Below are 23,324 nucleotides of genomic sequence, written 5' to 3'. Positions count from 1 at the left end.
TTGGTCCTTTCGACCTGGCGTGATAGGTGGTCTAGTGGGTGGCCTCGTCGTCGAGCGCGCGCTTGATGCGGTCGCCCTCGGCAAGGAGATTCTCAAGATAACGCTGGTCGCGGTCCTTGAGCGCACGGCTGTAGGCGCCGAGCGAGTCGATCAGGTGGTCGATCTCGAAGGCGAGCGCGTCGGCGTCGTCGATCATGAGCTCGGACCACATTTGCGGGTTGAGGTGCGCCACGCGGGTAAGGTCGCGGTAGCTACCGGCCGAAAAACCGTGGTGAACCTGGGCGGTCGGGCTTTTGACGTAGGCGTTTGAGACGACGTGCGCGAGCTGGCTCGTAAAGGCGATCACGCGGTCGTGTTCGGCGGCGGTGGTCACGCTGAACTTGCCAAACCCTAAGGGGCGCACCATCTCTCGCACCTGGCCTAAAAGCTCCAGCTTGAGCGCATCGTCCACCGCGGGCGGCACGAGCACGAGTGGCGCGCCCTGGAACAGGTCGGCACGGGAGTGCGCGTAGCCCGAGTACTGGGTGCCCGCCATGGGGTGCGCGCCCACAAAGTAAAACCCGTACTCGTGGGCAAGCTCAAAGGCACGCTCGCACACGATGCCCTTCACGCCCACGGTGTCAATCACCACGGGCCCCATGATGGCCTCGGTATTGGTGGCGTCGGCGAGTGCCTGGGCGTGCGCCTCGAGCCATTCGATGCAGGCCTCGGGGTAACAGGCAAGCACGATGATGTCGCACTCGCCGAGCGTCTCGTCGTTGAGCTCGCCGGCGACGGTGCCCATGCTGGCGGCCGTCATGACGTCATCGTCGGGGTCCCAGGCCAGCACGCGGACGCCCGCCTGCGCATAGCCGCGGGCAAAGCTGCCGCCGATCAGACCCAGGCCCACAACGCCGGCGCATTTGGGGCCGCCCTGGTTAACGCGTGCGTTTCTTACCGTACCCATGGGCTACTCCATGGTCTCTTGGCAGACAACCTCGCGGATGGCGCGGATACGGCGCATGGTGTCGTCGAACTGGTCGGGGGTGAGGGCCTGGGCGCCGTCGGACCATGCACGGCTGGGCTCGTCGTGGACCTCGATCTCCAGACCGTTGGCGCCGCAGGCGGTCGCGGCGAGCGCCATGGGTTCAACGTAGCGGGTGTAGCCGGTGGCATGGCTGGGGTCGGCCACGACGGGCAGGTGCGACAGGTGGTGCAGCACCGGCACGGCGTTGAGGTCGAAGGTGTTGCGGGTACGGGTCTCGAAGGTGCGAATGCCGCGCTCGCACAGGATGACGTTGTCGTTGCCCTCGCTCATGATGTACTCGGCAGCCATGAGCAGCTCGTCGACGGTGCCGGACATGCCGCGCTTGAGCAGAATCGGGGTCTGGGTCTTGCCGACCTCCTTGAGCAGGGGGAAGTTCTGCGCGTTGCGGGCGCCAATCTGCATGACGTCAATCTTCTTATCCAAGAAGACCTGCACGTCGCGCGGGTCCATGATCTCGGTGACGATCGGCATGTCGAGCTCGGCCGAGGCCTCGCATAGCAGGTCCAGGCCGGCGGGGCCCATGCCCTGGTAGGCGTAAGGGGAGGTGCGGGGCTTGTAGGCACCGCCTCGCAGCATGGTGGCGCCGGCGGCCTTTACGCGGCGTGCGATGCGAATGAGGTTTTCGCCCTCGACGGAGCAGGGTCCGGCGATGACCTGGAACTGGTCGCCGCCGATCTTGATGCCGTGGCCGCAGTCGATGACGGAGTCCTCGGGGTGAAACTTGCGGTTGGCACGCTTGAACGGCTCGGAGACGCGCTGCACACGCTCGACGACGTCCATGGACTCGAGCAGGAACGGGTCGATCTTGGTCGTATCGCCCACCAGGCCGATGATGGTCTCGTTCTCGCCCCGCGACACGTCGGTTTTGAGACCCTTCTTCTCAATCCAGCTGACGATGTGGCCGATGGCCTCATCGCTGGCGCTCTGCTTTAAAATTGCAATCATGGTGTGCCTCTCACCTCGATGGATAACCCTTGCAAAAACGGCCCGCAGTGCGAGCCGTATCATATGGTGCATGAGAGTTTATACTAATTATTTCACTTTTGCGTCCTAAAGTGAGCCGCTGCGCTTCGTCTCCCACGTAATTGCAGAGCTTTTTCTGTTATGTTGTTAGCTCATGGCGCACTTGGGTATAATGCCAACCGTTGGCCCTATTAGCTCAGGGGATTAGAGCGTCTGCCTCCGGAGCAGAAGGCCGTTGGTTCGAATCCAACATGGGGCACCATAGAGAGCAAGGCCGTCCGAACCTCGTATGGTCCGGGCGGTTTTCTTATACCGACGCGACGTGATAGGACGTGGTATGGCAACGACGGATATCGAGCGCGGACTTTCGACCGCCGAGGTCGAGGAGCGCATTGCCGCCGGCAAGATCAACCGCAACATGGAGCTCAAGACCAAATCGGTTCGTGAGCTTATCATCGAAAATCTCTGCACGCTGTTCAATCTGATCAACGTGGTTTTAGCGATTTTGGTCATTATGACCGGATCGTTTAAGAACCTGACGTTCCTGTTCGTGGTGTTCCTTAATACCGCCATTGGCGTCATCCAGTCCATGCGCTCCAAGAAGATGGTCGACAAGCTCACGCTCCTCACTTCTAAGAAGGCCATCGCGGTGCGCGATGGTGCCGAGGTGGAGCTCGACTTGGACCAGATCGTGCTCGACGACATCATTCGTCTGGGGCGCGGGGACCAGATACCTGCCGACGCCGTGGTGGTATCGGGCGAGGCGCTCGTTAACGAAAGTCTGCTGACGGGCGAGAGCGACCTTATTAAGAAACAGCCCGGTTCCGAGCTCATGAGCGGCAGCTTTATAGACTCGGGCCTGTTGCGTGCCCGCGTGGTCCATGTTGGTGCGGATAACTATGTGGCCAAGATCAACAACGAGGCCAAGTACGTCAAAAAGGTCAATTCCGAGATCATGAACGCGCTCAACGCCATCGTGCGTTTTGCAAGCGTCATCATGATTCCGCTCGGTCTGGCTCTGTTCGCCTCGAGTGTAAGTGGGTTGTGGGACGCCGCCGGTACCCCGGGCGATAGCGCGCTTTCGTGGTGCTTTTCCGAGCTGCTGGCCGGTCGCGTGCCTTCGTCGGCGCTGCTGTCCACGGTGGGCGCTCTTTTGGGCATGATTCCGCAGGGCCTGGTGCTGCTGACCTCGTCGGTGCTTGCCATCGCCACGGTGCGCCTGGCGCGCCGCAAGGTACTCGCCCAGCAGCTCTACTGCATCGAGACGCTCGCGCGCGTCGACGTGCTGTGCCTGGACAAGACGGGCACTATCACGTCGGGTCGCATGGAGGTCGAGGGCACCTATCCGTTGCCCGTTGAGGGTGTGGGCTTGGCCCCGGACGAGGCACCTGTCCCCGTCGATACTACCGTGCTCGATTTTGCGCTTGCCAATGTCGCGCGCGCGACCTCGGCCGATGCCAATGAGACCTGTCAGGCGCTGCTCAACTATTACGCCGACCGCCCGGTCGAGGTGTCCGAGCCGCTGTCGGTCATTCCGTTTTCGTCCTCCAAAAAGTGGAGCGGCGCCTCGTTTGCACAGGGCTCTTATGTGATGGGCGCGGCGCAATTTGTGCTTTCGGAGCGTATCTTTGCGCAGGTCGAGAATCGTGTGGCCGAGCTTGCCGACACCTGCCGCGTGCTCGTGGTGGCCCGTGTGGACGGCTTTACGCCCGATGGCGATATGGTGGGCGAGGCCGAGCCCGTGGGCTTTGTGACCATTCGCGATGAGATTCGCACTTCGGCCGCCGAGACCATCGGCTACTTTAACGAGCAGGGTGTGACCCTTAACGTGATCAGTGGCGACGACCCGCGCACGGTGTCGTCGATCGCACGCGTGGTGGGCGTGCCGGGGGCGGACGCTTATGTGGACGCCACGACGCTCGATACGCCGTCCAAGATTGATGCGGCGGTGGACCGCTACCATGTCTTTGGCCGCGTGACCCCGCAGCAGAAGCGCGAGCTCGTACAGGCGCTCAAGCGTCGCGGCCATACCGTTGCCATGACGGGCGACGGCGTCAACGATGTGCTGGCACTCAAGGAGGCGGACTGCTCCGTGGCCATGGCCGCCGGTTCCGACGCCGCACGCAACGTGGCCGAGATCGTGCTGGTCGATAACGACTTTGCCTCGATGCCCGCCGTGGTGGCCGAGGGCCGTCGCTCCATCAACAACCTGCAGCGTTCGGCCGCGCTGTTCCTGACCAAGACGCTGTTCTCGATGGGCCTGGCGGCGCTGTGCATCGCGCTGCCGCCGTATCCCTTTGAGCCTATCCAGATGACGCTCATCAACTTCTTCTGCATCGGCGCGCCGGGCTTTGTGCTGGGCCTTGAGCCCAACAATGCCCGCGTGAAGGGGTCGTTCTTAACCAACGTACTCAAGCGTGCGCTGCCGGCATCGGTTGCAGTCATTTTGGCCGCGGCGCTCGATATCTTTGTGGCGCGCGTGTTTGGCTTTAGCCAGCTCACGCTGTCGACGATGTGCCTTCTCACGTCGTGCGCAGCAAGCGTGAGCCTGATCTGGCGTATCTCGCAGCCGCTCACACCCTTGCGCGTGGCGCTCTTTGCATTTGTCGTCGTCGGCATCTTGGCGGGCGTTATCGGATTCCCCGAGCTGCTGTCTATCGCCAACTTGTCGATGGGCGAGGCAATTATCCTTCTGGTGATTGTGGTCTTTACTTGCAGCGTGTTCTTTAAACTCGCCACGATGATGGATTCGCTTAAGCCGCGTCGCCGTCATGCCGCCACTGGCTTTGGCCGCGGCGTGCGCGTTCGCTTGGGCCGCGGTGGCGGCAAGGTGAGCTCGACGGGCTCGACGGCCGAGCGTTTTGCCAAGCGCGTCGCCGCCGACATGGCGCAGCGCCGCGAGGAGCGTACGACCCGTGAGGCCGAAGCCCGCGCGCTCGAGGGCGTGGAAAAGACCCAGCCCAAGAAAAAGAAGGGTGCGGGCGCCAAGCGCTCGCGTGTGACCAAGTCCGCCCAGGGCATTAAGGTCTCGATGCCGAGCAAAAAGAAGAAGTAACCGCACCTCACAGGGTAGCTAATTTGGGACGGGGCTTTTTTAGCTACCCGGCTGATGACGCGATCTATTTGGCCGATTGGCGGCCAGGGCAGCTAAAAAAGCCCCGTCCCAAATTAGCTACCCTGCGATGTTGAATTGGTGCCCTGTGCCTTTAGGGGCGTAGCGATGTTATGCTCTAACCTCGATTGTTCGAATGATTCCGAAAAGAGGATGCCGTGATTTGCCCGCATTGTCTCAAGACCATAGAGGACGGCTCCTCGTTCTGCCCCTATTGCAATACCTATGTTGGCCCGGGCGATGGCCCCGAGCACACCGAGTTTGTGTTCTGCGAAGGCTGCGGTGCCCGTCTGTCGCCGCATGACCGTACCTGTTCCAAGTGCGGGCGCCCTGCCCCGGGCATTCTCTCCGAGGATGCGGCAGCATCCGACCTGGCTGCTGGGCGCACGGCTGGTTTTCCCCGCCTGACGCAGGAGCAGATCGATACCGAGGTGCCCCATGCGCCGGCCTCTGCCGCCGCGGTACTTTCCGATGCCGCCGATCCCAATGAGACCTGCGTGCTGCCGGCTTTCGACAGGGATTTTGGCATTCCCAAGGTCGATATCCCGCTGCCGGTGTCCCTTCGTGACGACGCTCAGTCCAAAAATCAAAAACCCAAGCGCAAGGTGCATCCTGACGAGGATGCCTACCACAAGCACAAGCGCCGTATTCCCAAGCCGCTCATCGTCATCGCGTTGCTCGCTGCCGTGTGCGGCAGTGCCTATTGGTTTGTGACGTCGGACCCCATGGGCGTTATGCCGGGCTTTTACGACCAGTTTGGCCAGGCCGCCAAGACGACGTTCCCCTCGCGCCAGAAGGGCGAGGCTACCGAGGAAGAGACCAAGTCCGACGATACCGCCGAGGTGGTCCAGGAGGAGACCGTCCTTTCCGACGACCAGCTCTATACCAAGCTCGACGGTCTGTATCGGACCATCGTGTCGTATGGCGACGATGATCAGATCGGCGAGGTTGTCGACTCGTTTAACAGCGGGTACCTGCGCACGCCGCTCTCCACGCGTCAGGAGCTGTCGCAGAGCGCTTATGCCCTGCGCGACCAGATCAAAAAGACCCAAGACGAGCTCAACAACCTTAAGGTGCAAGATGATACCGTCTACGCGGAGGATATCGAGCACCTCAAGCAGCTTGCCGAGTGGATGTACGAGCGCGTCGACATGATCTGCCAGAGCTGGGATATCTCGCTGTCCATTCCCGATGGCGAGTCGCTGAGCGCCCGCCAGAGTGAAATCTTGGCGCCCATCGCACAGGGCGGCAACAGCGCCCTTAACCAGTACGATGCCAATGTGAGCGCCTGGAAGCCGCAGCCGCGTTCGTAATTTGTTGCCCTCCGACGGCATAACCTGCGTGCGCAATTGATGGAAGCCCGTGCTTATTGCTACAATTCGTACAAATATGCTTTAAACGCACGAGGAAGGAACCACATGTTTGGTTTTAAGAAAGAGCTTTATACGCCCGAGTACCAGCTCGCTGGTGATGAGTGTGCGATCATCGAGACGTCGAAGGGTACGATCAAGGTCAAATTTGACGGCGAGGGCGCTCCCATCCATGTGGCGAACTTCTGCGAGCTTTCCACCATGGGCTTTTATGACGGCCTTAAGTTTCACCGCTATGTGCCCGGCTTTGTGATCCAGGGCGGCGACCCCAATACCCGCGATATGTCCGGCGCTGACGTCGCCGCCGGCCTTGAGGGCCCCGACGGTATGCCCGGCACCGGTGGCCCCGGCTACTGCATCAAGGGAGAGTTTGCCACCAACCCGCGCAACAGCCATGTGGACGGTGCGCTTGCCATGGCGCGTTCCATGGATCCCGATTCCGCGGGCTCCCAGTTCTACTTCTGCCTGGGAGCCCAGCACAATCTGGATTCCGGTTACACCGTCTTTGGCACCACGGTCGAGGGCCTCGACGTGATTTCGCAGCTGCGTGCCGGCGACGAGATCGTCCATGTCGAGATCGTTCACGAGTAAAAGGGGACTTCCTTGAATAGCCAGCTGATTCAACAGGGTCGAGCCGCTTATCGTGCGGGCGACTTTTCTGCAGCCGCTCAGATGCTCGGTGCGGCAAAGACCCCCAGCGAGATCATGGGCGAGGCCGACCATCTGCGTGGCAACGCTCTGATGCACCTGGGTATGTATGCCGAGGCTGCCGAGGCGTACGCGGCTGCCCTCAACGACGGCACCTATGGAAAGCGCGGCGCGCTGCTCACCAACCGCGGCAAGGCGCTCGCTGCCGTGGGTGACTATGTGACCGCAGCCCAGGCGTTCTCCGCCGCAACGCAGGATGCTTCCTATGCCACGCCGTTTAAGGCCTATCTGGGTCTTGGCAACGCGCTGTTCCAGTCGGGCGATTTCGCCAATGCAGGCACTGCCTTCCGCCAGGCCGCCATCGATGGCGCCAATCCAGCCCCCGCGGCCGCCCTTGGCGAGCTCGGCCGCTGCTTCATCAAACTTGGCCGACCGGCGGACGCCGTGGAGACCTACCGCACCGCTATCGACTTTGCCGGTCCGCGCGATGACACGCGTGCGCTTAACGCGGGTATGGGCGAGGCGCTTTCTGCCGCGGGTCGTCCTTCCGAGGCGCTCGATGCCTTTAATGCCGCCACCGCCGACGGCATCTATCAGCTCACACCCGAGCAGGCCGATGAGCTTGCCCGCGTGCACGATTCACTTGCCGCGCTTTCGGCCCAGACCGCCATGGCCACGGCCCCGGCGCCCGCCATGGATACGACTGCTGTCGATTCGCTCGATCCCACGGGTGCCACTGGCCAGTTTATGCCCGATCCGTCCGACACGGGCTTCTTTACGCTGTCCGAGTCCGAGATGGTCCAGCAGGATCGTCAGGACCGCAAGCAGGCCAAGGTCCGTCGTCGCCATCGCCATACGGGCCTCAAGGTCTTCTTGGTTTTGCTTCTGCTGATTGTTCTTGCCGCGGGCGGTTTGGGCTTTGCCTACACGCGCGGCATGGGTATCCCCTCGCAGGAGTCCGTCATCACCGATCTGTTCCAGGCTGCCGGCGACGGTGATACCGCTAAGGCCGAGTCCTGCCTGGCCTCCAGCCTGTCCGAGGACGCCAAGGCGATGATTATCTCCTCGATCCCGCAGGGCGCCACCGTCTCCATCGAGGGCATGGATCAGTCCATGACCGAGACCACCGCGAAGGTGAAGGCTTCGCTGTCCAAGGGCGGCGAGCAGGAATATACCGTCAAATTCGTGCGCTCCGATAACCATATCGGCTGGGCGGTATCTTCGCTCGACATCGATTTCTCGGCCGCTGACAACCAGTAGTGACCTTATGAGATTTGGCGCTGCCCGGTGCTTCACCGCAAGTGAGGTGCCGGGCTTGCGCTAGTATGATGGGCTAGTAGTTTTCCAGCAATCATCCAACACATCAGGAGTTGCGTTGTTTTCTTTGATGGACATGTTCTTCGGTAGCTATGCGGGCGATCTAGCCATCGACCTCGGCACCGCCAATACGCTTGTCTCTGTGCGCGGCAAGGGCATCGTCATTCGCGAGCCTTCCGTCGTCGCCATCGACAAAAACGATGAGCGCATTCTTGCAGTCGGTATCGAGGCCAAGCGTATGCTTGGCCGTACGCCCGGCAACATTGTGGCCGTGCGTCCTCTCAAGGATGGCGTTATCGCCGACTTCGATGTCACCGAGGCCATGCTTCGCTACTTCATTGATAAGGCTTCCGAGAAGCGCTATCCGTGGACCCCTCGTCCGCGCGTCGTCGTATGCGTTCCCTCCGGTGTCACGTCGGTCGAGAAGCGCGCCGTGTTCGAGGCTACGATTCAGGCTGGCGCTCGCCAGGCCTATCTGATCGAGGAGCCTATGGCCGCGGCTATCGGTGCTGACTTGCCTGTCGAGGAGCCGACCGGCTCCATGGTCATTGACATCGGCGGCGGCACCACCGAGGTCGCCGTTATCGCCATGGGCGGTATCGTCGTGTCGCAGTCCATCCGCATTGCCGGCGACGAGTTCGATCAGGCTATCCTCACGCATGTTCGCGATGCCTACAATTTGGCCATCGGCGAGCGTACGGCCGAGGACATTAAGATTAAGGTCGGCTCTGCCGTGCCGCTCAAGGACGAGCTCGACGTCGAGGTCAATGGCCGCGACGTGATCACGGGCCTGCCCAAGACCGTGCGCATCGAGAGCGAGGAGATTCGTCGTGCGCTCAATAAGCCGCTCGACGAGATGGCCAAGGCCGTTAAGGACGCACTCGACGCCACGCCGCCCGATCTTGCCTCGGATCTTATGTACTACGGCATTCTGTTGACCGGCGGCGGAGCGCTGCTGCGCGGCCTCGACGTGCGCCTGCGCGACGAGACGGGCGTTTCGGTCAACGTGAGCCCCACGGCGCTCGACAACGTCGTAAACGGTTGCGCTCGCGTGCTCGAGGCCAACGCGTTTGATGGCGGTTTCGTCCAGACCAATGCTTAATTTCCAAAAGGTGGATTCCATTTGGCACGATCTTCGGGTTTCTCTTCAAATCTGAATACCAAACGACAATCAACGGGTATGCGCCCGTTGATTGTTTTCAGCCTGATTTCTGTGTTGCTGCTCACGTTTTACATTCGAGAGGGCGAGGCCGGGCCGATACATGCCGTGCGTTCGGGCGTCACGACAATCACCTCTCCGGTGCGTTTTGTTGGCTCGGCGGTGGCGGCGCCATTCAATGCCATCGGCAACGTTTTCTCCAACCTCACCGCTTCGCAGGAGTCGCTCGACGACCTTAAGAAGCAAAACGAGGTTCTCACTTCCAAGGTCGCGGAGCTTTCCGAGGCCCAAAAGACCGCTGAGCGCCTTGAGGGTCTGGTGGGCCTGCAGTCGACCTATAACCTCAAGTCCACTGCGGCTCGTATTGTCGGAGCCTCGGGTGACGCCTGGACGTCGACCGTCACCATCGATAAGGGTTCTGCCGACGGGCTTACCATCAACATGCCCGTGACGAGCTCGGCCGGCGTCATCGGCCAGATTATCGAGGTTTCGGCCAAGACATCGACCGTGCGCCTGATTGGCGACGAGAACTCTGGTGTGTCCGCCATGGTGCAGGACACGCGCGCACAAGGCATGCTACAGGGTCAGCCCGATGGCACGCTGCGTCTTGAGTACGTGAGCGTCGACTCCGATGTTAAGGTGGGCGATATCATCGTGACCTCGGGCATCGGTGGCGTGTTCCCCAAGGGACTGCCGCTCGGCACCGTGTCTTCGGTCGAGAAGTCGGCTAACGACGTGTACTACACCATTGTGGTACGTGCGCAGACCACGGCCGAAAATAACGAGGAAGTGCTCGTCATCACCTCGCTCACCGACGAGCAGTCGGCTTCGGATGATGATGTGAGCTCGGCCAATAGTGCCCCGCAGGGCTCGTCGCGCGATGCTGCGACTCAGTCTAAGGACGAGAAATCGGATGATGATTCCGGCACGGCCGAAGCGTCCGATTCTGGATCGAGCGAATAGGGAGGCATGTCCATGGATCTACACGAGCAGGGGACTGGCTCCCGTGCCTTTGCAATCGCCGCTATCGTCTGCGTGCTGCTGCAGGCGGGACTGGCACCGCAAATCTCCATCGCGGGCGGTCGCGTCAACTTTATGATCATCTTGGTGTGCCTGAGCGTGTTTTCGGGCGACCCTATGCGTGCCGTCGTGTGCGGCTTTTGCAGCGGTCTGTTTTACGACCTTTCCGCCGCCGTGCCGGTGGGCGTTATGTCACTGCTGCTGACCGTGGGCAGTTTTGCTTTGGTGCACAGCGCGGCTGGTCAGACGGGCGGCTCGCCGAGCGCGCGCGGCATTACCGTGGGCGCCTTTGCGCTTGCCATCAACGTGGTCTACAGCATCATCTTGCTGTTTATGGGTCTGGAGACGAGCTTTGTGGTGGCCATCTTTGGGCACGCTCTGCCGTCCTCGATCCTGACGGGCTTGATTGCCATTCCGTTTTTGATGTCCGGTGCCGCTCCGCAGTCTGGCTATGGGTTCTCCGCGCGCGGTGGGCGTCAGACGGGTATGCGCTTTAAGCCCAAGACCCGTAAGCTCAAATAGGGGAGGCCTATAGATGTCTTCCCAGTTGACGGTTGTTGTCGCCGGTATCGCGCTGGTCGTGGCCATTGTGGTCGCGCTGGTCATCATGCGCCGCGGCGACTCCCGCTTTACCTACGACACACAGCACGGAACGGCACCGCGCGCCACCGAGGGCGAGGGCAATACGGCCGCCACGGCCTTCAAGGGCCGCTTCTCTATCCTCACCACGGGCGTGGGTGCCATGTTTGCCGCGCTTGCCGTTAAGCTGTGGGGCATGCAGATGGTCTCGTCGGACTACTACGACAAGCAGGCCAAGAGCAATCAGACCCGAACCGTTACCACGCCTGCCGTGCGTGGCCGCATCTTGGACCGCAACGGCGTCGCGCTGGTGCAAAACCGCCCCTCGCTCGCCGTCGTCGCCTATCGCGATCTTGCCGACGACAAGGTGCTGGTGCGTCATCTTGCCAACGTGCTCGGCATGCCGTATGTCGCGGTGCTGCGCAACATCCAGGACAATTCCGAGGGCGCGCAGAGCCTGCATACGATCGCGACTGACGTGCGCCGCTCTACCGTCGCCTACATTCAGGAGCACGCCGGTGAGTTTCCCGGCGTGAAGATCGCCGAGCGCACCGAGCGCCAGTACCCGTATGGCGAGACCGCCTGCCATATTTTGGGCTATACCGGCACCATTACCTCCGAGCAGCTCGAGGCGCAGAACAAGAAGTCGTCGGACGGCAACGAAAGCGCGGCTGGCCAGATCTCGTATCAATCGGGCGATATTGTGGGTCAGGCGGGCGTAGAGATTTACTACGAAAATCTGCTGCAGGGCATTCGCGGTGAGCAGACCGTGAAAGTTGACGCCTCGGGTAACGTTACCGGTCAAGCCGGCGCCGTTCCCGCCAAGGCCGGTTCTGACATTAAGCTTACGCTCGATCTTAAGATTCAACAGGCCTGCGAGACGGCTCTGGCGAATGCCATTGAGCTTGCCAAGACTACGGGCCATAGCAATGCCGGCAACGGAGCCGTGGTGTGCCTTGACCCCAACAACGGCGAGATCTTGGGCATGGCAAGCGAACCCAAGTTTGATCCTTCTGTCTTTATCGGCGGCGTTTCCAATGACGTGTGGACCGAGCTTAACGATGACGAGGGCTCGCATCCGCTGCTCAACCGCGCCATTAGCGGCCAGTACATGTCTGCCTCGACCATCAAACCCCTCTCGGCGTTGGCTGGCCTCGAATTTGGCACGTACACTTCGAGTCAAACGACCAACTGCACGGGATATTGGACCGGCTTGGGCAAATCTTGGGGAAAGTACTGCTGGCTGCACTCCGGCCACGGCACGATGACGCTGCAGTCCGGTATCGCTAACTCCTGCGACCCCGTGTTCTACGATATGGGCAAGGCCTTTTTCTACAACGACCAGCATCCCGAAGGCCTGCAAGAGGTCTTTCGCCGTTGGGGCCTGGGCAAGACCTGCGGCATCGACCTGCCGAGTGAGGGTGCGGGCCGCATTCCCGATGCCGAGTGGAAAGAGTCGTACTTTACCGACGCCTCGGCCGAGGACCGCAAGTGGAATGCCGGCGATATGACCAACATCGCCATCGGTCAGGGCGACATTCTGGTGACACCGCTGCAGATGGCCTGCGCCTACATGGGTATTGCCAACGGCGGCAAACAGTATGTGCCGCATGTGTTCTTGTCTGCTGTCTCGCGTGATGGCGACGGCGATGCCTACAAGTACAACGGCAAGGGCAAAAAGAAGCGCCTTGAGGCCCAAATTAACAACGATGCCGATCTTGCGCTGGTCCGCAACGGCATGCACGATGTGATTTACTCGGCGTCGACTTCGACCGCCGCGCACTTTAACTCCCTGACTCCTACGGTCTTCGGCAAGTCCGGCACGGGCGAGAAGAGCGGCGAGGATGATTACGCGTGGTTTTGCGCCTACGCGCCGGCCGATGACCCCAAGTACGTGATTGCCACTGTCTTGGAACAGGGCGGTGGCGGCTCCGATACCGCGCTGCACGTTGTGCGCGATGTCCTCGGTGCGATTTATGACGAGCCCGACACGTCGACGGCCACGGGCGATTCCTCGGTTCGATAGGAGGTTGCGATGGACTTTTCGCCGGCGGACCTGTTCCGCTCAACCAAAACCGGCTCTCGCAGCAGCCTGGACCGCGTCAACAAGCAGATTTCCGCATCGCGCGGAACGTTTCGCCAAAAGGTGCACGTCGGCGTGCTGTTGGCGACTGTGGCGCTCGTCACCTATGGCGCCATTATTATCTGGTCCGCCTCGCAGTTTAAAGCCGACGCCTCGTTCTCGCGTCACCTGCTGGGTATCGGTATTGGCGCGGTGCTGGCGGTGCTCGTCTGGCGCACCGACCTGCGCGGCATTTCCAATTTTTCGACGGCCCTGCTCGTCATCGACCTCATCGTGATCTTCTCGCCTAAGATTCCGGGCCTGTCCTACACGGGCGGCTTGGGAATGACGGGTTGGATCAAGATTCCCGGTATCGGTTTAACATTCCAGCCCGTTGAGCTTGCCAAGCTCATCACCATCTTCTTTATGGCCACGCTTGGCTCGCAGTACAACGGGCGCATCGATACCGCTCGCGACTACATTAAGCTCTGCGGCATGCTGTCCGTTCCGTTTTTGGCCGTCGTCGCCATGGGCGATTTGGGCTCGGGTCTGGTCGTGCTGGTGTCGGGCGCCATCGTCATCTGCATGAGCGGTGCGCGCCGCGAATGGGTGCTGTCGACTTTGGCTCTGCTCGTGGGTTTGGTGGCGCTCGTCCTGGCGCTCGATTCGGTCTTCGATTCGCTGCTCGGTCATGATGTGCTCATTAAGCAGTACCAGATGAATCGTCTGACGGTCTTTATCGACCCCGACAACGCCGATTCGGACGATGCGTACAACCTGCAGCAGTCGTTGATCGCGGTCGGCTCGGGCGGTTTCTTTGGTAAGGGCCTGGGGCATGCGACGCAGTCGGCCGGCGGCTTTCTGCCCGAGTTCCATACCGACTTCGTCTTTGCCTTTTTGTCAGAGACGTTCGGCTTCTGCGGTTCCTTTTTGTTGCTGTGCCTGTACGTACTGCTCATCTTCTCGACGATTCGCGTCGCCTTTAAGTGCGAGTCTCTGTTTCTACGCTTGTCATGCGTGGGTATTGTCGGCATGTGGGCATTTCAGACGTTCGAGAACATCGGCATGTGCATTGGCATGATGCCGATTACCGGTATTCCGCTGCCGTTCATTAGCTTTGGTTCGTCCTCGATGATGATCCAGTTGTTGACGGTGGGTATCGTACAATCCATATGGCGGCATCGTTCGGGCGCCGCGTAACCGCTGGAGGGATTTGCCATGAAGATTCCCGTGGAAAAGCTGACCCGCGCTTTTAAAATGGGCGCGACCACCAAGAGGGATTCCGATACGCCGGTGCGCGTTTCGGTCTACCTGGATTCGACTGCCTCGCGTTTTTTGGTCGAGACGGTGCGCGATGCCTTTGTGCCGCAGACGACCTCGGGCATTGTCCGCGTTGAGCGTCTGGGGGAGGAGCGTATCGTCCCCAAGACCGATACCGACGTGGTGCTGGTGCTTTCGTGCGGATCTGAGCGCCTTGAGAGTGCTGTACAGGAGCTCGTCATTGCCGGCGCGCCCGTGTGCGTGCTGGCCGAGTCCGCTGTCGAGGTGCCTTTTATCCAGGAGTCCACGCCCATGCTCGGCGTGGTGGCGGCCACCGATAAGACGTATCTGCTCGAGACACTCGCCCGCTGGATCCTGGACCGTACGGAAAAGGAGACGGCCTTTGCGGCGAACTTTGCCTTTATGCGCATTGCCGCCGCCAACCGCATCATCACCTCGTGCGCGCTTACCAATATGGCGACGGGCGCCCTGGTGTTTTTGCCGGGGGCCGATTATCCCGTTATGGCGCTGGCGCAGGTTGGCATGCTCTTTGAGCTTGCGGCCATCTTTGGACGCGGCATTAAGCCCGAGCGCGGCTACGAGGTCGCGGGCGTGCTTGCCGGCGGCTTGGTAATGCGCGCTGTCACTCGTGCCCTGGTGAAGCAGACGCCGCATATCGGCTTTGCCGTCAAGGCACTCTCCGCTGCCGCGGGCACCTATGGCATGGGTCGTGCGCTCGTGTCTCTCTACGAGCGCGATATCGACTACAGCCGTGCCAACGAGGTGGTTGCCGCCACGTTCTCGCGCGTCCGCGACCTGGTGACCACGGTTGCCGGCGCTACCCGTCCCATGAATCCTTTTGAGGATGCATCCGATCTCGCTGCTTAGGGGTTTCTTTTGCGCGTTCCATACCAAGACTGTTTTCATTTGATCGAGCCGCTGCTCGCGAAGGTCGAAAAGCCGAGTCGCTATATCGACCACGAGTGGGGTACGCTCTCCAAGGCCGATGCCGACTATCGTTGCTGCATGATTTACCCGGACGTGTACGAGGTCGGCCTGCCCAACCAGGGTATCGCCATCCTGTACAACATCCTTAACCAGGCCGAGGGCATCTCCTGCGAGCGCGGTTATGTGCCGTGGCCCGATATGGGCGATGCCATGCGCGAGGCCGGTATCCCGCTGCTGTCGCTCGAGGGCGCAGCGCCCGTGGCCTCGTTTGATATCGTCGGTATGCATGTGCCGCACGAGATGGCCGTGACAAACTTTCTCGAGGCGCTCGACCTCGCCGGCATTCCGCTGCTGGCTGCTGACCGCACCGAGGACGATCCCATCGTCGTCGCCGGCGGACCTTCGGTTTATAACCCCGAGCCGTATGCGGCCTTCTTCGATGCCATCCTGATTGGCGAGGGTGAGGAGTCGCTGCTCGAGATCTGCCAGTTGCATCGCCGCCTGCGTGACGAGGGCGTCCCGCGCGCCCAGATTGTCGAGCGGCTCGCGACCGTCTCCGGTACCTACGTGCCGTCGCTGTACGAGGTGCGCTATGACGAACCCTGCTCACCGCACGGCTATACCGTGCCGCGTGAGGGCAAAGACGTCCCGCCGGTGGTCTACAAGCGCGTCGTCGAGGACTTTGGCGCTACCAATCCATTGTCGCAGTCGTGCGTGCCCTATGCGCAGCTCGTTCACGATCGCCTGTCTATCGAGATCCTGCGCGGCTGCGCTCGCGGTTGCCGTTTTTGCCAGGCCGGCATGACGTATCGCCCGGTGCGCGAGCGCTCGGCCGACCAGATTGTGTCCTCGGTGATCCAGGGCCTGGAAAAGACCGGCTATGACGAGGTGTCGCTCACGTCGCTTTCGACCACCGACCACTCCTGCATCCGCGATGTGCTCGGTCGCCTTAACCGCCGCCTGGAAGATACGGGCATTCGCGTGTCCATTCCCTCGCAGCGCCTGGATTCGTTTGGCGTGGATATGGCCGAGTCGGTCGCCGGAGAAAAGAAGGGCGGCCTGACGTTTGCCCCCGAGGCCGGTAGCCAGCGCATGCGCGACATCATCAACAAGAATGTGACCGAGGAGGACGTGGACCGCGCGGCCAAGGCGGCCTTCGAGGCCGGCTGGAACCGCATGAAGCTCTACTTTATGATGGGTCTTCCCGGTGAGCGCGATGAGGATATCGTGGCCATCGCCAACCTGGCCGATCACGTGCTGGAGCTCGGCCGCTCCGTGGTACCCAAGGCGCGCCGCGGCTCCATCTCGGTGTCCATCTCGGTGTCGGTGTTTATTCCCAAGGCCGCCACGCCTTTCCAATGGTGCCCGCAGCTCGATTACGACGACGTCAAACGCCGCCAGAAGCTCCTCATTACGAGCGTTCGCAACCGTGCGGTCCGCGTGCACTACCACGATGCCGAGACCTCGCTTATCGAGGCGGCGCTGTCTCGTGCAGGCCGCGACATGACGCCTGTCATCATCGATGCCTGGCGTGCCGGTTCGCGTTTTGACGCCTGGGTGGAGCATTTCTCGCTCGATAACTGGAAAGAGGCCGCGGCCAAAAACGGCATCGACCTCAACGAGCTCGTGCACCTGCCCTATGAGCTGGACTGGCACCTGCCCTGGGAGCACGTGAGTCCCGGTTGCTCGCGCGGCTTCCTCGAGCGCGAATACCGCCGCTCGCTGGAGGGCGTCACGACGCCCGACTGCACCCGCACGTCGTGCACCGGCTGCGGAATCTGCCCCACGCTCCACGCCAAGAACGTATTGGTGGGTGATCGCGCATGAGTGAGCGCTTGACCGACAACCCCACGCTCTTTAGGCTTCGCGTTCGCTACGGCAAGCGCGACCGCCTTAAGTACCTGGGCCATTTGGAACTAATCCATACCATTGAGCGTATCGTGCGTCGCGCGGGTCTGCCTTATGCCGTGACGCAGGGCTTCTCTCCGCACATGCGCGTGGGCTTTTCGTCGGCGCTGCCCGTGGGCACGTCGTCGACCTGCGAATGGTATGACCTGTTTATGACCGAGTTCGTCGCGCTCGACGAGGCCTTTGGGCGCCTGGCCGCGGCATCTCCGGCCGATTTGGCGCCCATCGAGGCCGCCTACATCGACGTGCGCACGCCGGCGCTCACGGCCCAGCTCACGCGCCTGTCGTACCGTATCGACCTGCATCTGGACCCTGAGGCGCCGGTCGCTTTCGACGAGGTGCGTCGCGCAATCGACACGTTGCGTGCGGGCCACGGCATCGACTATGCGCGCGGCAAAAAGAGCAAGCGCCTGGACTTGGACCATACGCTCGTGGGCTACGAGCTTAAGGCGGGGGAGCGCCCGGACCATCTGGTGCTCATACTCGACACCCATGCCGACAACGAGGGCTCCATGCGTCCGGAAATTTTGCTTTCTGCTGCTGATGTTTTGTTGCAGGGCTTGACCCCGGGCGTCGATGCACCTATTGTTTCCACCGGTATGCAAGACCTCGTGACCATCTGCTCCTACGATGTCGAGCGTCAGAATCAAGCATGCGAAGACGACGAGGGCCGACTCGTCAGCCCCATACCTGTGCGAACTTGTGGATTTGCTCCACATACTCGTTGACGGGGGTATTATCGCCTGCTACTATATTCGGCTGTTGCACTAACTGATGCATGAAGGGCAAGTAAACATGTACGCAATCGTTAACACGGGCGGCAAGCAGTACAAGGTCGCCACCGACGATGTCATCACCGTCGAGAAGATCGAGGGCAATGAGGGCGACAAGGTCACCCTGCCGGTCATCTTCCTCAACGATGGTAAGAAGATCGTCACCGATCCCGACAAGCTGGCCAAGGCCAAGGTTACCGCTCAGATCGTTGAGCAGTTCAAGGGCGAGAAGCAGCTGGTCTTCAAGTTCCACAAGCGTAAGCGCTATCGTCGTCTGAAGGGTCACCGTCAGCAGCTCACCAAGCTGAAGATCGTGAAGGTTCAGGCTACCTCCCGCGCCAAGAAGGCTGTCAAGGCAGAGGCTGAGGCTGTTGCCGAGGCTCCCGTCGCCGAGTAGATTACACTCGTAACGAAAGAGTAGGTATACACAATGGCACACAAAAAAGGACTCGGTTCCTCCCGTAATGGCCGTGACTCCCGCGGTCAGCGCCTTGGCACGAAGCGCTTCGCCGGCCAGACGGTAACCACGGGCACGATTCTCGTCCGTCAGCATGGCACGCACATCCACCCGGGTGCGAACGTTGGCCGTGGCAAGGACGACACGCTGTTCGCGCTGGTCGACGGTACCGTTGAGTTCCACAAGGGTATCAAGCACAGGGTCAGCGTACGCCCGCTCGCGAACGCGTAATTCACCCTTCATAGAGCACATATGTGGGAGGCACTTGAGTTTTAGGATTCAAGGGTCTCCCTCTTTTTTGTTGGAGGCGATTCTGTTGTCACAGTTCACCGATATCAGCCGCATTAACGTTTGCGGCGGCGACGGCGGAGCCGGATGCATGTCGTTTAGGCGCGAGGCATTTGTTCCCAAGGGCGGCCCCGATGGCGGCGACGGCGGCCGTGGCGGCAATGTCGTCATCCAGGCCGATGCTCAGCTGTCTTCGCTGATCGATTACCGCTTTAAGCATCACTTCCGTGCCGAGCGCGGCACGCACGGCCAGGGCGCCCGTCGCAATGGCAAGAGCGGCGAGGACCTGATTTTGAAAGTTCCCATGGGCACCGTGGTCCGCGAGCTCGATCCCGAGACGCAGACCCCGATGTTCGAGATTGCCGACCTGGTGCACGATGGCGAGCGCGTTGTCGTGGCGCCCGGTGGGGCCGGCGGTCTGGGCAATACCCACTTTGTGACGTCGGTGCGCCGCGCGCCCGCGTTTGCCCAGCTGGGTGAGCCTGCCGAGGAGCACTGGATCGAGCTCGAGATGAAACTTATGGCCGATGCCGCGCTCGTGGGCTTTCCCTCGGTGGGCAAGTCCTCGCTCATCGCGCGTATGAGCGCCGCCCGTCCCAAGATCGCCGACTACCCGTTTACCACGCTCGTGCCCAATCTGGGCATGGTGCGTGCCGGTGAATATTCTTACGTCGTTGCCGACGTCCCCGGTCTCATCGAGGGTGCGAGTGAAGGCAAGGGCTTGGGTCACCAGTTCCTGCGCCATATTGAGCGCACTGCTTTGATTATGCACGTTGTCGATATGACGGGCGGTTTTGAGGATCGCGATCCGGTTGAGGACTATCGCATCATTAACCGTGAGCTCGAGCAGTATGGTGCCGAGCTCTCGGAGCGCCCGCAGATCGTCGTCGCCAACAAGTGCGATGCGCCGGGCACGGCCGACAAGATTGCCGACCTTAAGCGCGCGGCGCTCGACGACGGCCACATGTTTTTTGCCGTTTCAGCCGTTACGGGTGCCGGCCTCAACACGCTGATGCTTGCCGTGGGCGAGCAGGTGGCTAAGCTCCGCGCGGAGCTTGCGGTTTCCGATGAGCCGGTCGATTTGCGCGATGAGGAGTGGGAGCGTCGCCGCCTGCAGCGCGAGAAGCGCTTCCGCATTGTTGAGGAAGAGCCGGGTGCTTTCCGCGTGGTTGGTCGCGCGATCGAGCGCATGGTTATCCAAACCGACTGGGAAAACGAGGAAGCTGTCATCTACCTGCAGCATAAGTTTGCCCGCATGGGTGTTGACGACGCGCTCGAGAAGGCCGGCTGCCGTGCGGGCGACGAGGTTCGCATTTGCCAGCGCGCCTTTGACTTTGAGGGCGCCGAGGACTTCTCGGAGTTCGAGGAGGAGCTCGAGGATGCTGGCGTTGAGGTTATTGACGTAGCGGCCGAGGGTGCGGACGTGGCTCATGTCGCCGAGGGCTCCGAAGGCGCTACCGAAGTCGACATTATTGAGACCCCGGAGGGCGAGTAAGCCATGTCGCTGCGCGGTGGAATCGGATTGCCTGAGCTGCCTATCAAGGATGGGCACGAGTTTCGGCTTGGCATTATGGGCGGCACCTTTGACCCGATTCATTACGGGCACTTGGTGACTGCCGAGCAGGCTCGCGAGTCGCTCGACTTGGACGCTGTGCTTTTTATGCCGGCCGGCTCTCCTGCCTTTAAGCTCGACAAACCGGTGACGCCTGCTGAGGACCGTTATGCCATGACGGTCCTCGCGACTGCCGCGAACCCGGCCTTTTTGGCAAGCCGCTTCGAGATCGATCGTGCCGGTGTCACCTATACAGCCGATACGCTGCGTGCCCTTCGCGAGTTTTACCCTCCACAGGTGAAGCTTTACTTTATTACGGGTGCCGATGCGATTATTGATATTGTGACCTGGCACAATGCTCACGAGATTGCCGAACTGGCAACCTTTATCGCTGCGACACGCCCCGGCTTTGACATCGATACGGCCCGGTCGAGGATTAAGGAATCGGGGCTGCCCTTCGATGTGCGCTATATTCAGATTCCGGCGCTGGCGATTAGCTCGACCAACATTCGCAAGCGGGTTGCCCGCGGCATGAGCGTGCGCTATCTTACGAGCGAGTCCGTGCTCGGCTATATCCGTAAACGCGGCCTGTATGCCGATCTTGGGCAAGACGATTTTGATTGACGGGGGGAAACGTTGTCGGTAGAAGATCAGTTTGAGGGCGACGAGCGCGCGCTCTTGACGCGTATCCACGAGTTGCTCGATGTGCGCATGAAGGATAAGCGTAAGCGCTACGTGCATTCGCTCGGGGTTGCCGAGACGGCGCTGCACCTAGCCGAGGTATACGGTGTCGACCGCTTTGATGCCGCTGCCGCCGGCCTGATCCATGACTGGGACAAAGTGCTCTCCGACGACGAGCTGGTCACGCGCGCTCTGCATTATGGCATTAAGATTGCCGGCTCTCCGTCTGCCGCGACGCCGCTTTTGCATGGCCCGGTTGCCGCCTATGAGCTTCCGCAGCTTTTTCCCGAGCTGTCGCCGGCGGTCTTTCAGGCTGTCGACCGTCACACCGTGGGCGCTTGCGACATGACGCCACTCGATATGGTGGTCTTTGTGGCCGATGCCATCGAACCCAACCGCCACGGCGATTATGCCCATGCGCTGCGCAAGATGGTGGGGAAGTCCTCGCTCGACGAGTTGTTCTTCTCCTGTTTTGCGCAGGGTCTGGTCTATGTGATCCAGTCCGGGCGCTATCTTTATCCCACGGCTATTACGATTTACAACCATTACGCCCAGCTGCGCTAGCTTGGGCTGTCTAGAAAGAGGTATTCCATGGCCGATGAGACCATGACCGACGAGCAGATTCTTGAAGGTGCGGAGCACAAGAGTTTCGTGGCCACGTCCGACCGCACTGCCGCGACGCTCTCCGCCAGCGGTGTCGCCGCCGAGGATGTCGCCCGCGCTGCCGCGCAGGCCGCCTACGACAAGAAAGGCGAGGACGTTCAGGTGCTCGATCTGACTGAGCTTTCCGATGTGTGCGACTACTTTGTCCTTGCTACCGGCACCAACAACCGCCAGGTTGATTCCATCGTCGACGAGATTGAGGAGAAGGTCGCCGAGGCTTGCGGCGAGCACCCGTTTTCCATTGAGGGCCGCGAGCAGAAGACCTGGATGCTCATGGATTACGGTTCGGTTGTCGTCCACGTCTTCACTCCCGAGGCGCGTGAGTTCTACCGCCTCGAAAAGCTCTGGGGCGACGCTCCCCAGCTCTCCCTGGACCTCCTCTAGTAGCTCATTTGGGACGGGGCTTTTTTAGCTACCCTCAAGTATTTCGCCGGGCAGTCGCGTTTTTCCGCGGCCGCCCGGCTTTCTTTTTGCCCAAAAGTAGCTAATTTGGGACGGGGCTTTTTTAGCTACTACCTACCGTTCGCCGAACATCGCGATTTATAGCTCCCAGTACGTTTTTTTCTACTCTGGCTCGGGTAACTTAATTGTCATCTGTAGAGGAGGGGATGCGTATGACTCGGACTGCGCGAGAAATCTCTGTATATGGTTTTTACCATGTCGTCCAAAAGGGATGTGCCGACCAACTCATATTTGAGGATGACGAAGATCGGCTCTATCTGATTCGGCTGATTGCTTCGAAATGCCAGAAGTTTAAAGTGGATGTCATCGCGTGGTGCCTTATGGATAACCATATTCATCTTCTGCTTGACGACGAGCATGTTCATCTGAGCGATTGCATGCATTCGATTACGACGGCGTATGCCATGTATTTCAACTCAAAGACAGGCAGGAAGGGGCCTGTTTTCCAGGATCGATTTAAGAGTGTGCCGATCCTCGATGATGATCAGCTGCTCAACTGCGTGAGATACATTCACGACAATCCCGCGAAGGCGAGGATTGGGACCGCTTCGCTGTATCGATGGAGCAGCTTTCGCGAGTATATGGGATATCCGGGTATCTGCAAAACGGATTGCGTTCTCGGGTTGCTTGGTGACTCTCAGAGATTTTTTGCCTTCAGCACCTCGGGTGAGCCCAATCGCTATTGCTTCCGTGACGGCGCTCATGTGAGCGACACAGATGCGCTGGAGTTTGCGCAGGCGCTTCTTAAGCCGTACGAGCCTCATCACCTTAAGGCTTTGCCAAAGGGGGCGCGCGATGCCTGCATTCGTACTTTGAAGAGCGAGGGCTTTTCGATTAAACAGATCGTCCGTCTTACGGGCATTGGACACTGCACCATACAAAAGGTCAAAGTCAAAAAATAGCTCATTTTGGACGAGGTCTGTGTTGCGACCGCGTCAGGTATGGATTGGGTAGCTAATTTGGGACGGGGCTATTTTAGCTAACCCTACAAATCGGTTGAGTTTTATTCCGGCCCCGGGTGATTCGCTGCCAGCTGAAGGGTAGCTAAAAAAGCCCCGTCCCAAATTAGCTGCCC

The 23,324-nt window shown here is 60.5% G+C and carries 21 protein-coding genes and 1 tRNA gene; 20 read left to right on the top strand and 2 right to left on the bottom strand.

Annotation, left to right across the window (positions count from 1 at the left end):
• Positions 1–31 precede the first annotated feature (31 nt).
• Both ACQRAJ_RS06695 and aroF read right to left on the bottom strand, forming a co-directional pair.
• The gene (locus ACQRAJ_RS06695) at positions 32–946 is read right to left on the bottom strand and encodes a prephenate dehydrogenase (RefSeq protein ID WP_427748105.1); all 915 of its coding nucleotides are present in this window, start codon (positions 944–946) and stop codon (positions 32–34) included.
• A gap of 3 nt (positions 947–949) precedes the next feature.
• Positions 950–1,972, bottom strand: coding sequence for a 3-deoxy-7-phosphoheptulonate synthase (aroF, locus tag ACQRAJ_RS06690; protein WP_427748103.1), 1,023 nt, complete (start codon positions 1,970–1,972; stop codon positions 950–952).
• Positions 1,973–2,175: 203 nt separating this feature from the next.
• Here aroF and ACQRAJ_RS06685 point away from each other — a divergent pair.
• The 20 genes from ACQRAJ_RS06685 (at position 2,176) to ACQRAJ_RS06590 (ending at position 23,151) form a co-directional block, all read left to right on the top strand.
• A tRNA-Arg gene (locus tag ACQRAJ_RS06685) sits at positions 2,176–2,252 on the top strand.
• Between the two features lie 75 nt (positions 2,253–2,327).
• Positions 2,328–5,045, top strand: a complete 2,718-nt coding sequence (locus tag ACQRAJ_RS06680) for an HAD-IC family P-type ATPase (RefSeq protein ID WP_427748102.1) — start codon at positions 2,328–2,330, stop codon at positions 5,043–5,045.
• 215 nt (positions 5,046–5,260) lie between these two features.
• Positions 5,261–6,415, top strand: a complete 1,155-nt coding sequence (locus ACQRAJ_RS06675) for a zinc ribbon domain-containing protein (RefSeq protein ID WP_154516175.1) — start codon at positions 5,261–5,263, stop codon at positions 6,413–6,415.
• 105 nt (positions 6,416–6,520) lie between these two features.
• Positions 6,521–7,063, top strand: a complete 543-nt coding sequence (locus ACQRAJ_RS06670) for a peptidylprolyl isomerase (protein ID WP_154516178.1) — start codon at positions 6,521–6,523, stop codon at positions 7,061–7,063.
• 12 nt (positions 7,064–7,075) lie between these two features.
• The gene (locus ACQRAJ_RS06665; RefSeq protein ID WP_427726917.1) at positions 7,076–8,380 is read left to right on the top strand and encodes a tetratricopeptide repeat protein; all 1,305 of its coding nucleotides are present in this window, start codon (positions 7,076–7,078) and stop codon (positions 8,378–8,380) included.
• 127 nt (positions 8,381–8,507) lie between these two features.
• The gene (locus ACQRAJ_RS06660) at positions 8,508–9,539 is read left to right on the top strand and encodes a rod shape-determining protein (RefSeq protein WP_006236061.1); all 1,032 of its coding nucleotides are present in this window, start codon (positions 8,508–8,510) and stop codon (positions 9,537–9,539) included.
• Positions 9,540–9,617: 78 nt separating this feature from the next.
• A complete protein-coding gene (gene mreC, locus ACQRAJ_RS06655) occupies positions 9,618–10,559 on the top strand; it encodes a rod shape-determining protein MreC (protein ID WP_427748100.1) in 942 nt (313 codons plus the stop codon).
• A gap of 12 nt (positions 10,560–10,571) precedes the next feature.
• Entirely contained in the window at positions 10,572–11,138 is a 567-nt protein-coding gene (locus ACQRAJ_RS06650; RefSeq protein ID WP_427748098.1) for a hypothetical protein, read from the top strand.
• A 13-nt stretch (positions 11,139–11,151) separates the two neighbouring features.
• A complete protein-coding gene (gene mrdA, locus ACQRAJ_RS06645) occupies positions 11,152–13,221 on the top strand; it encodes a penicillin-binding protein 2 (RefSeq protein WP_427748096.1) in 2,070 nt (689 codons plus the stop codon).
• 9 nt (positions 13,222–13,230) lie between these two features.
• Entirely contained in the window at positions 13,231–14,457 is a 1,227-nt protein-coding gene (locus ACQRAJ_RS06640) for an FtsW/RodA/SpoVE family cell cycle protein (protein WP_154516190.1), read from the top strand.
• 18 nt (positions 14,458–14,475) lie between these two features.
• On the top strand, positions 14,476–15,405 hold the full coding sequence (locus tag ACQRAJ_RS06635; RefSeq protein ID WP_154516193.1) for a YcjF family protein: 930 nt from the start codon (positions 14,476–14,478) through the stop codon (positions 15,403–15,405).
• Positions 15,406–15,414: 9 nt separating this feature from the next.
• Entirely contained in the window at positions 15,415–17,292 is a 1,878-nt protein-coding gene (locus tag ACQRAJ_RS06630; protein WP_427748094.1) for a TIGR03960 family B12-binding radical SAM protein, read from the top strand.
• The gene (locus ACQRAJ_RS06625) at positions 17,289–18,101 is read left to right on the top strand and encodes a TIGR03936 family radical SAM-associated protein (protein ID WP_427748093.1); all 813 of its coding nucleotides are present in this window, start codon (positions 17,289–17,291) and stop codon (positions 18,099–18,101) included. The genes ACQRAJ_RS06630 and ACQRAJ_RS06625 overlap by 4 nt, the downstream gene beginning before the upstream one ends.
• Before the next feature lie 67 nt (positions 18,102–18,168).
• Positions 18,169–18,543 (top strand): 50S ribosomal protein L21, encoded by a 375-nt coding sequence (gene rplU, locus ACQRAJ_RS06620; RefSeq protein ID WP_035138585.1) that lies wholly within the window; start codon positions 18,169–18,171, stop codon positions 18,541–18,543.
• 33 nt (positions 18,544–18,576) lie between these two features.
• The gene (gene rpmA, locus ACQRAJ_RS06615) at positions 18,577–18,834 is read left to right on the top strand and encodes a 50S ribosomal protein L27 (RefSeq protein ID WP_154516202.1); all 258 of its coding nucleotides are present in this window, start codon (positions 18,577–18,579) and stop codon (positions 18,832–18,834) included.
• Positions 18,835–18,919: 85 nt separating this feature from the next.
• Positions 18,920–20,386 carry a GTPase ObgE gene (obgE, locus tag ACQRAJ_RS06610; RefSeq protein ID WP_427748092.1) on the top strand — a complete coding sequence of 489 codons (1,467 nt, stop codon included), beginning with the start codon at positions 18,920–18,922 and terminating at the stop codon, positions 20,384–20,386.
• A gap of 3 nt (positions 20,387–20,389) precedes the next feature.
• A complete protein-coding gene (gene nadD / locus ACQRAJ_RS06605; protein ID WP_427718693.1) occupies positions 20,390–21,067 on the top strand; it encodes a nicotinate-nucleotide adenylyltransferase in 678 nt (225 codons plus the stop codon).
• A gap of 87 nt (positions 21,068–21,154) precedes the next feature.
• Entirely contained in the window at positions 21,155–21,688 is a 534-nt protein-coding gene (gene yqeK, locus ACQRAJ_RS06600; protein ID WP_427718844.1) for a bis(5'-nucleosyl)-tetraphosphatase (symmetrical) YqeK, read from the top strand.
• A 27-nt stretch (positions 21,689–21,715) separates the two neighbouring features.
• A complete protein-coding gene (gene rsfS, locus ACQRAJ_RS06595; RefSeq protein ID WP_427726898.1) occupies positions 21,716–22,171 on the top strand; it encodes a ribosome silencing factor in 456 nt (151 codons plus the stop codon).
• 230 nt (positions 22,172–22,401) lie between these two features.
• Positions 22,402–23,151, top strand: coding sequence for a transposase (locus tag ACQRAJ_RS06590; protein ID WP_195838550.1), 750 nt, complete (start codon positions 22,402–22,404; stop codon positions 23,149–23,151).
• Positions 23,152–23,324: the final 173 nt, after the last annotated feature.

Source organism: Collinsella sp. SGI.184 (assembly GCF_050313415.1).
GTDB lineage: Bacteria > Actinomycetota > Coriobacteriia > Coriobacteriales > Coriobacteriaceae > Collinsella.
The sequence above is the reverse complement of the archived record's forward strand: the minus strand, read 5'-3'. Positions and strand labels throughout refer to the sequence as shown.

Bases quoted from the DNA above. Each gene is read 5' to 3' on its own strand.
- rpmA (WP_154516202.1), top strand. From the start codon at position 18,577: ATGGCACACAAAAAAGGACTCGGTTCCTCCCGTAATGGCCGTGACTCC.
- yqeK (WP_427718844.1), top strand. From the start codon at position 21,155: ATGAAGGATAAGCGTAAGCGCTACGTGCATTCGCTCGGGGTTGCCGAG.
- mrdA (WP_427748096.1), top strand. From the start codon at position 11,152: ATGTCTTCCCAGTTGACGGTTGTTGTCGCCGGTATCGCGCTGGTCGTG.
- ACQRAJ_RS06635 (WP_154516193.1), top strand. From the start codon at position 14,476: ATGAAGATTCCCGTGGAAAAGCTGACCCGCGCTTTTAAAATGGGCGCG.
- nadD (WP_427718693.1), top strand. From the start codon at position 20,390: ATGTCGCTGCGCGGTGGAATCGGATTGCCTGAGCTGCCTATCAAGGAT.
- rsfS (WP_427726898.1), top strand. From the start codon at position 21,716: ATGGCCGATGAGACCATGACCGACGAGCAGATTCTTGAAGGTGCGGAG.
- aroF (WP_427748103.1), bottom strand. From the start codon at position 1,972: ATGATTGCAATTTTAAAGCAGAGCGCCAGCGATGAGGCCATCGGCCAC.
- ACQRAJ_RS06660 (WP_006236061.1), top strand. From the start codon at position 8,508: ATGGACATGTTCTTCGGTAGCTATGCGGGCGATCTAGCCATCGACCTC.
- ACQRAJ_RS06625 (WP_427748093.1), top strand. From the start codon at position 17,289: ATGAGTGAGCGCTTGACCGACAACCCCACGCTCTTTAGGCTTCGCGTT.
- mreC (WP_427748100.1), top strand. From the start codon at position 9,618: ATGCGCCCGTTGATTGTTTTCAGCCTGATTTCTGTGTTGCTGCTCACG.
- ACQRAJ_RS06670 (WP_154516178.1), top strand. From the start codon at position 6,521: ATGTTTGGTTTTAAGAAAGAGCTTTATACGCCCGAGTACCAGCTCGCT.
- ACQRAJ_RS06640 (WP_154516190.1), top strand. From the start codon at position 13,231: ATGGACTTTTCGCCGGCGGACCTGTTCCGCTCAACCAAAACCGGCTCT.
- ACQRAJ_RS06650 (WP_427748098.1), top strand. From the start codon at position 10,572: ATGGATCTACACGAGCAGGGGACTGGCTCCCGTGCCTTTGCAATCGCC.
- ACQRAJ_RS06590 (WP_195838550.1), top strand. From the start codon at position 22,402: ATGACTCGGACTGCGCGAGAAATCTCTGTATATGGTTTTTACCATGTC.
- ACQRAJ_RS06695 (WP_427748105.1), bottom strand. From the start codon at position 946: ATGGGTACGGTAAGAAACGCACGCGTTAACCAGGGCGGCCCCAAATGC.
- ACQRAJ_RS06680 (WP_427748102.1), top strand. From the start codon at position 2,328: ATGGCAACGACGGATATCGAGCGCGGACTTTCGACCGCCGAGGTCGAG.
- rplU (WP_035138585.1), top strand. From the start codon at position 18,169: ATGTACGCAATCGTTAACACGGGCGGCAAGCAGTACAAGGTCGCCACC.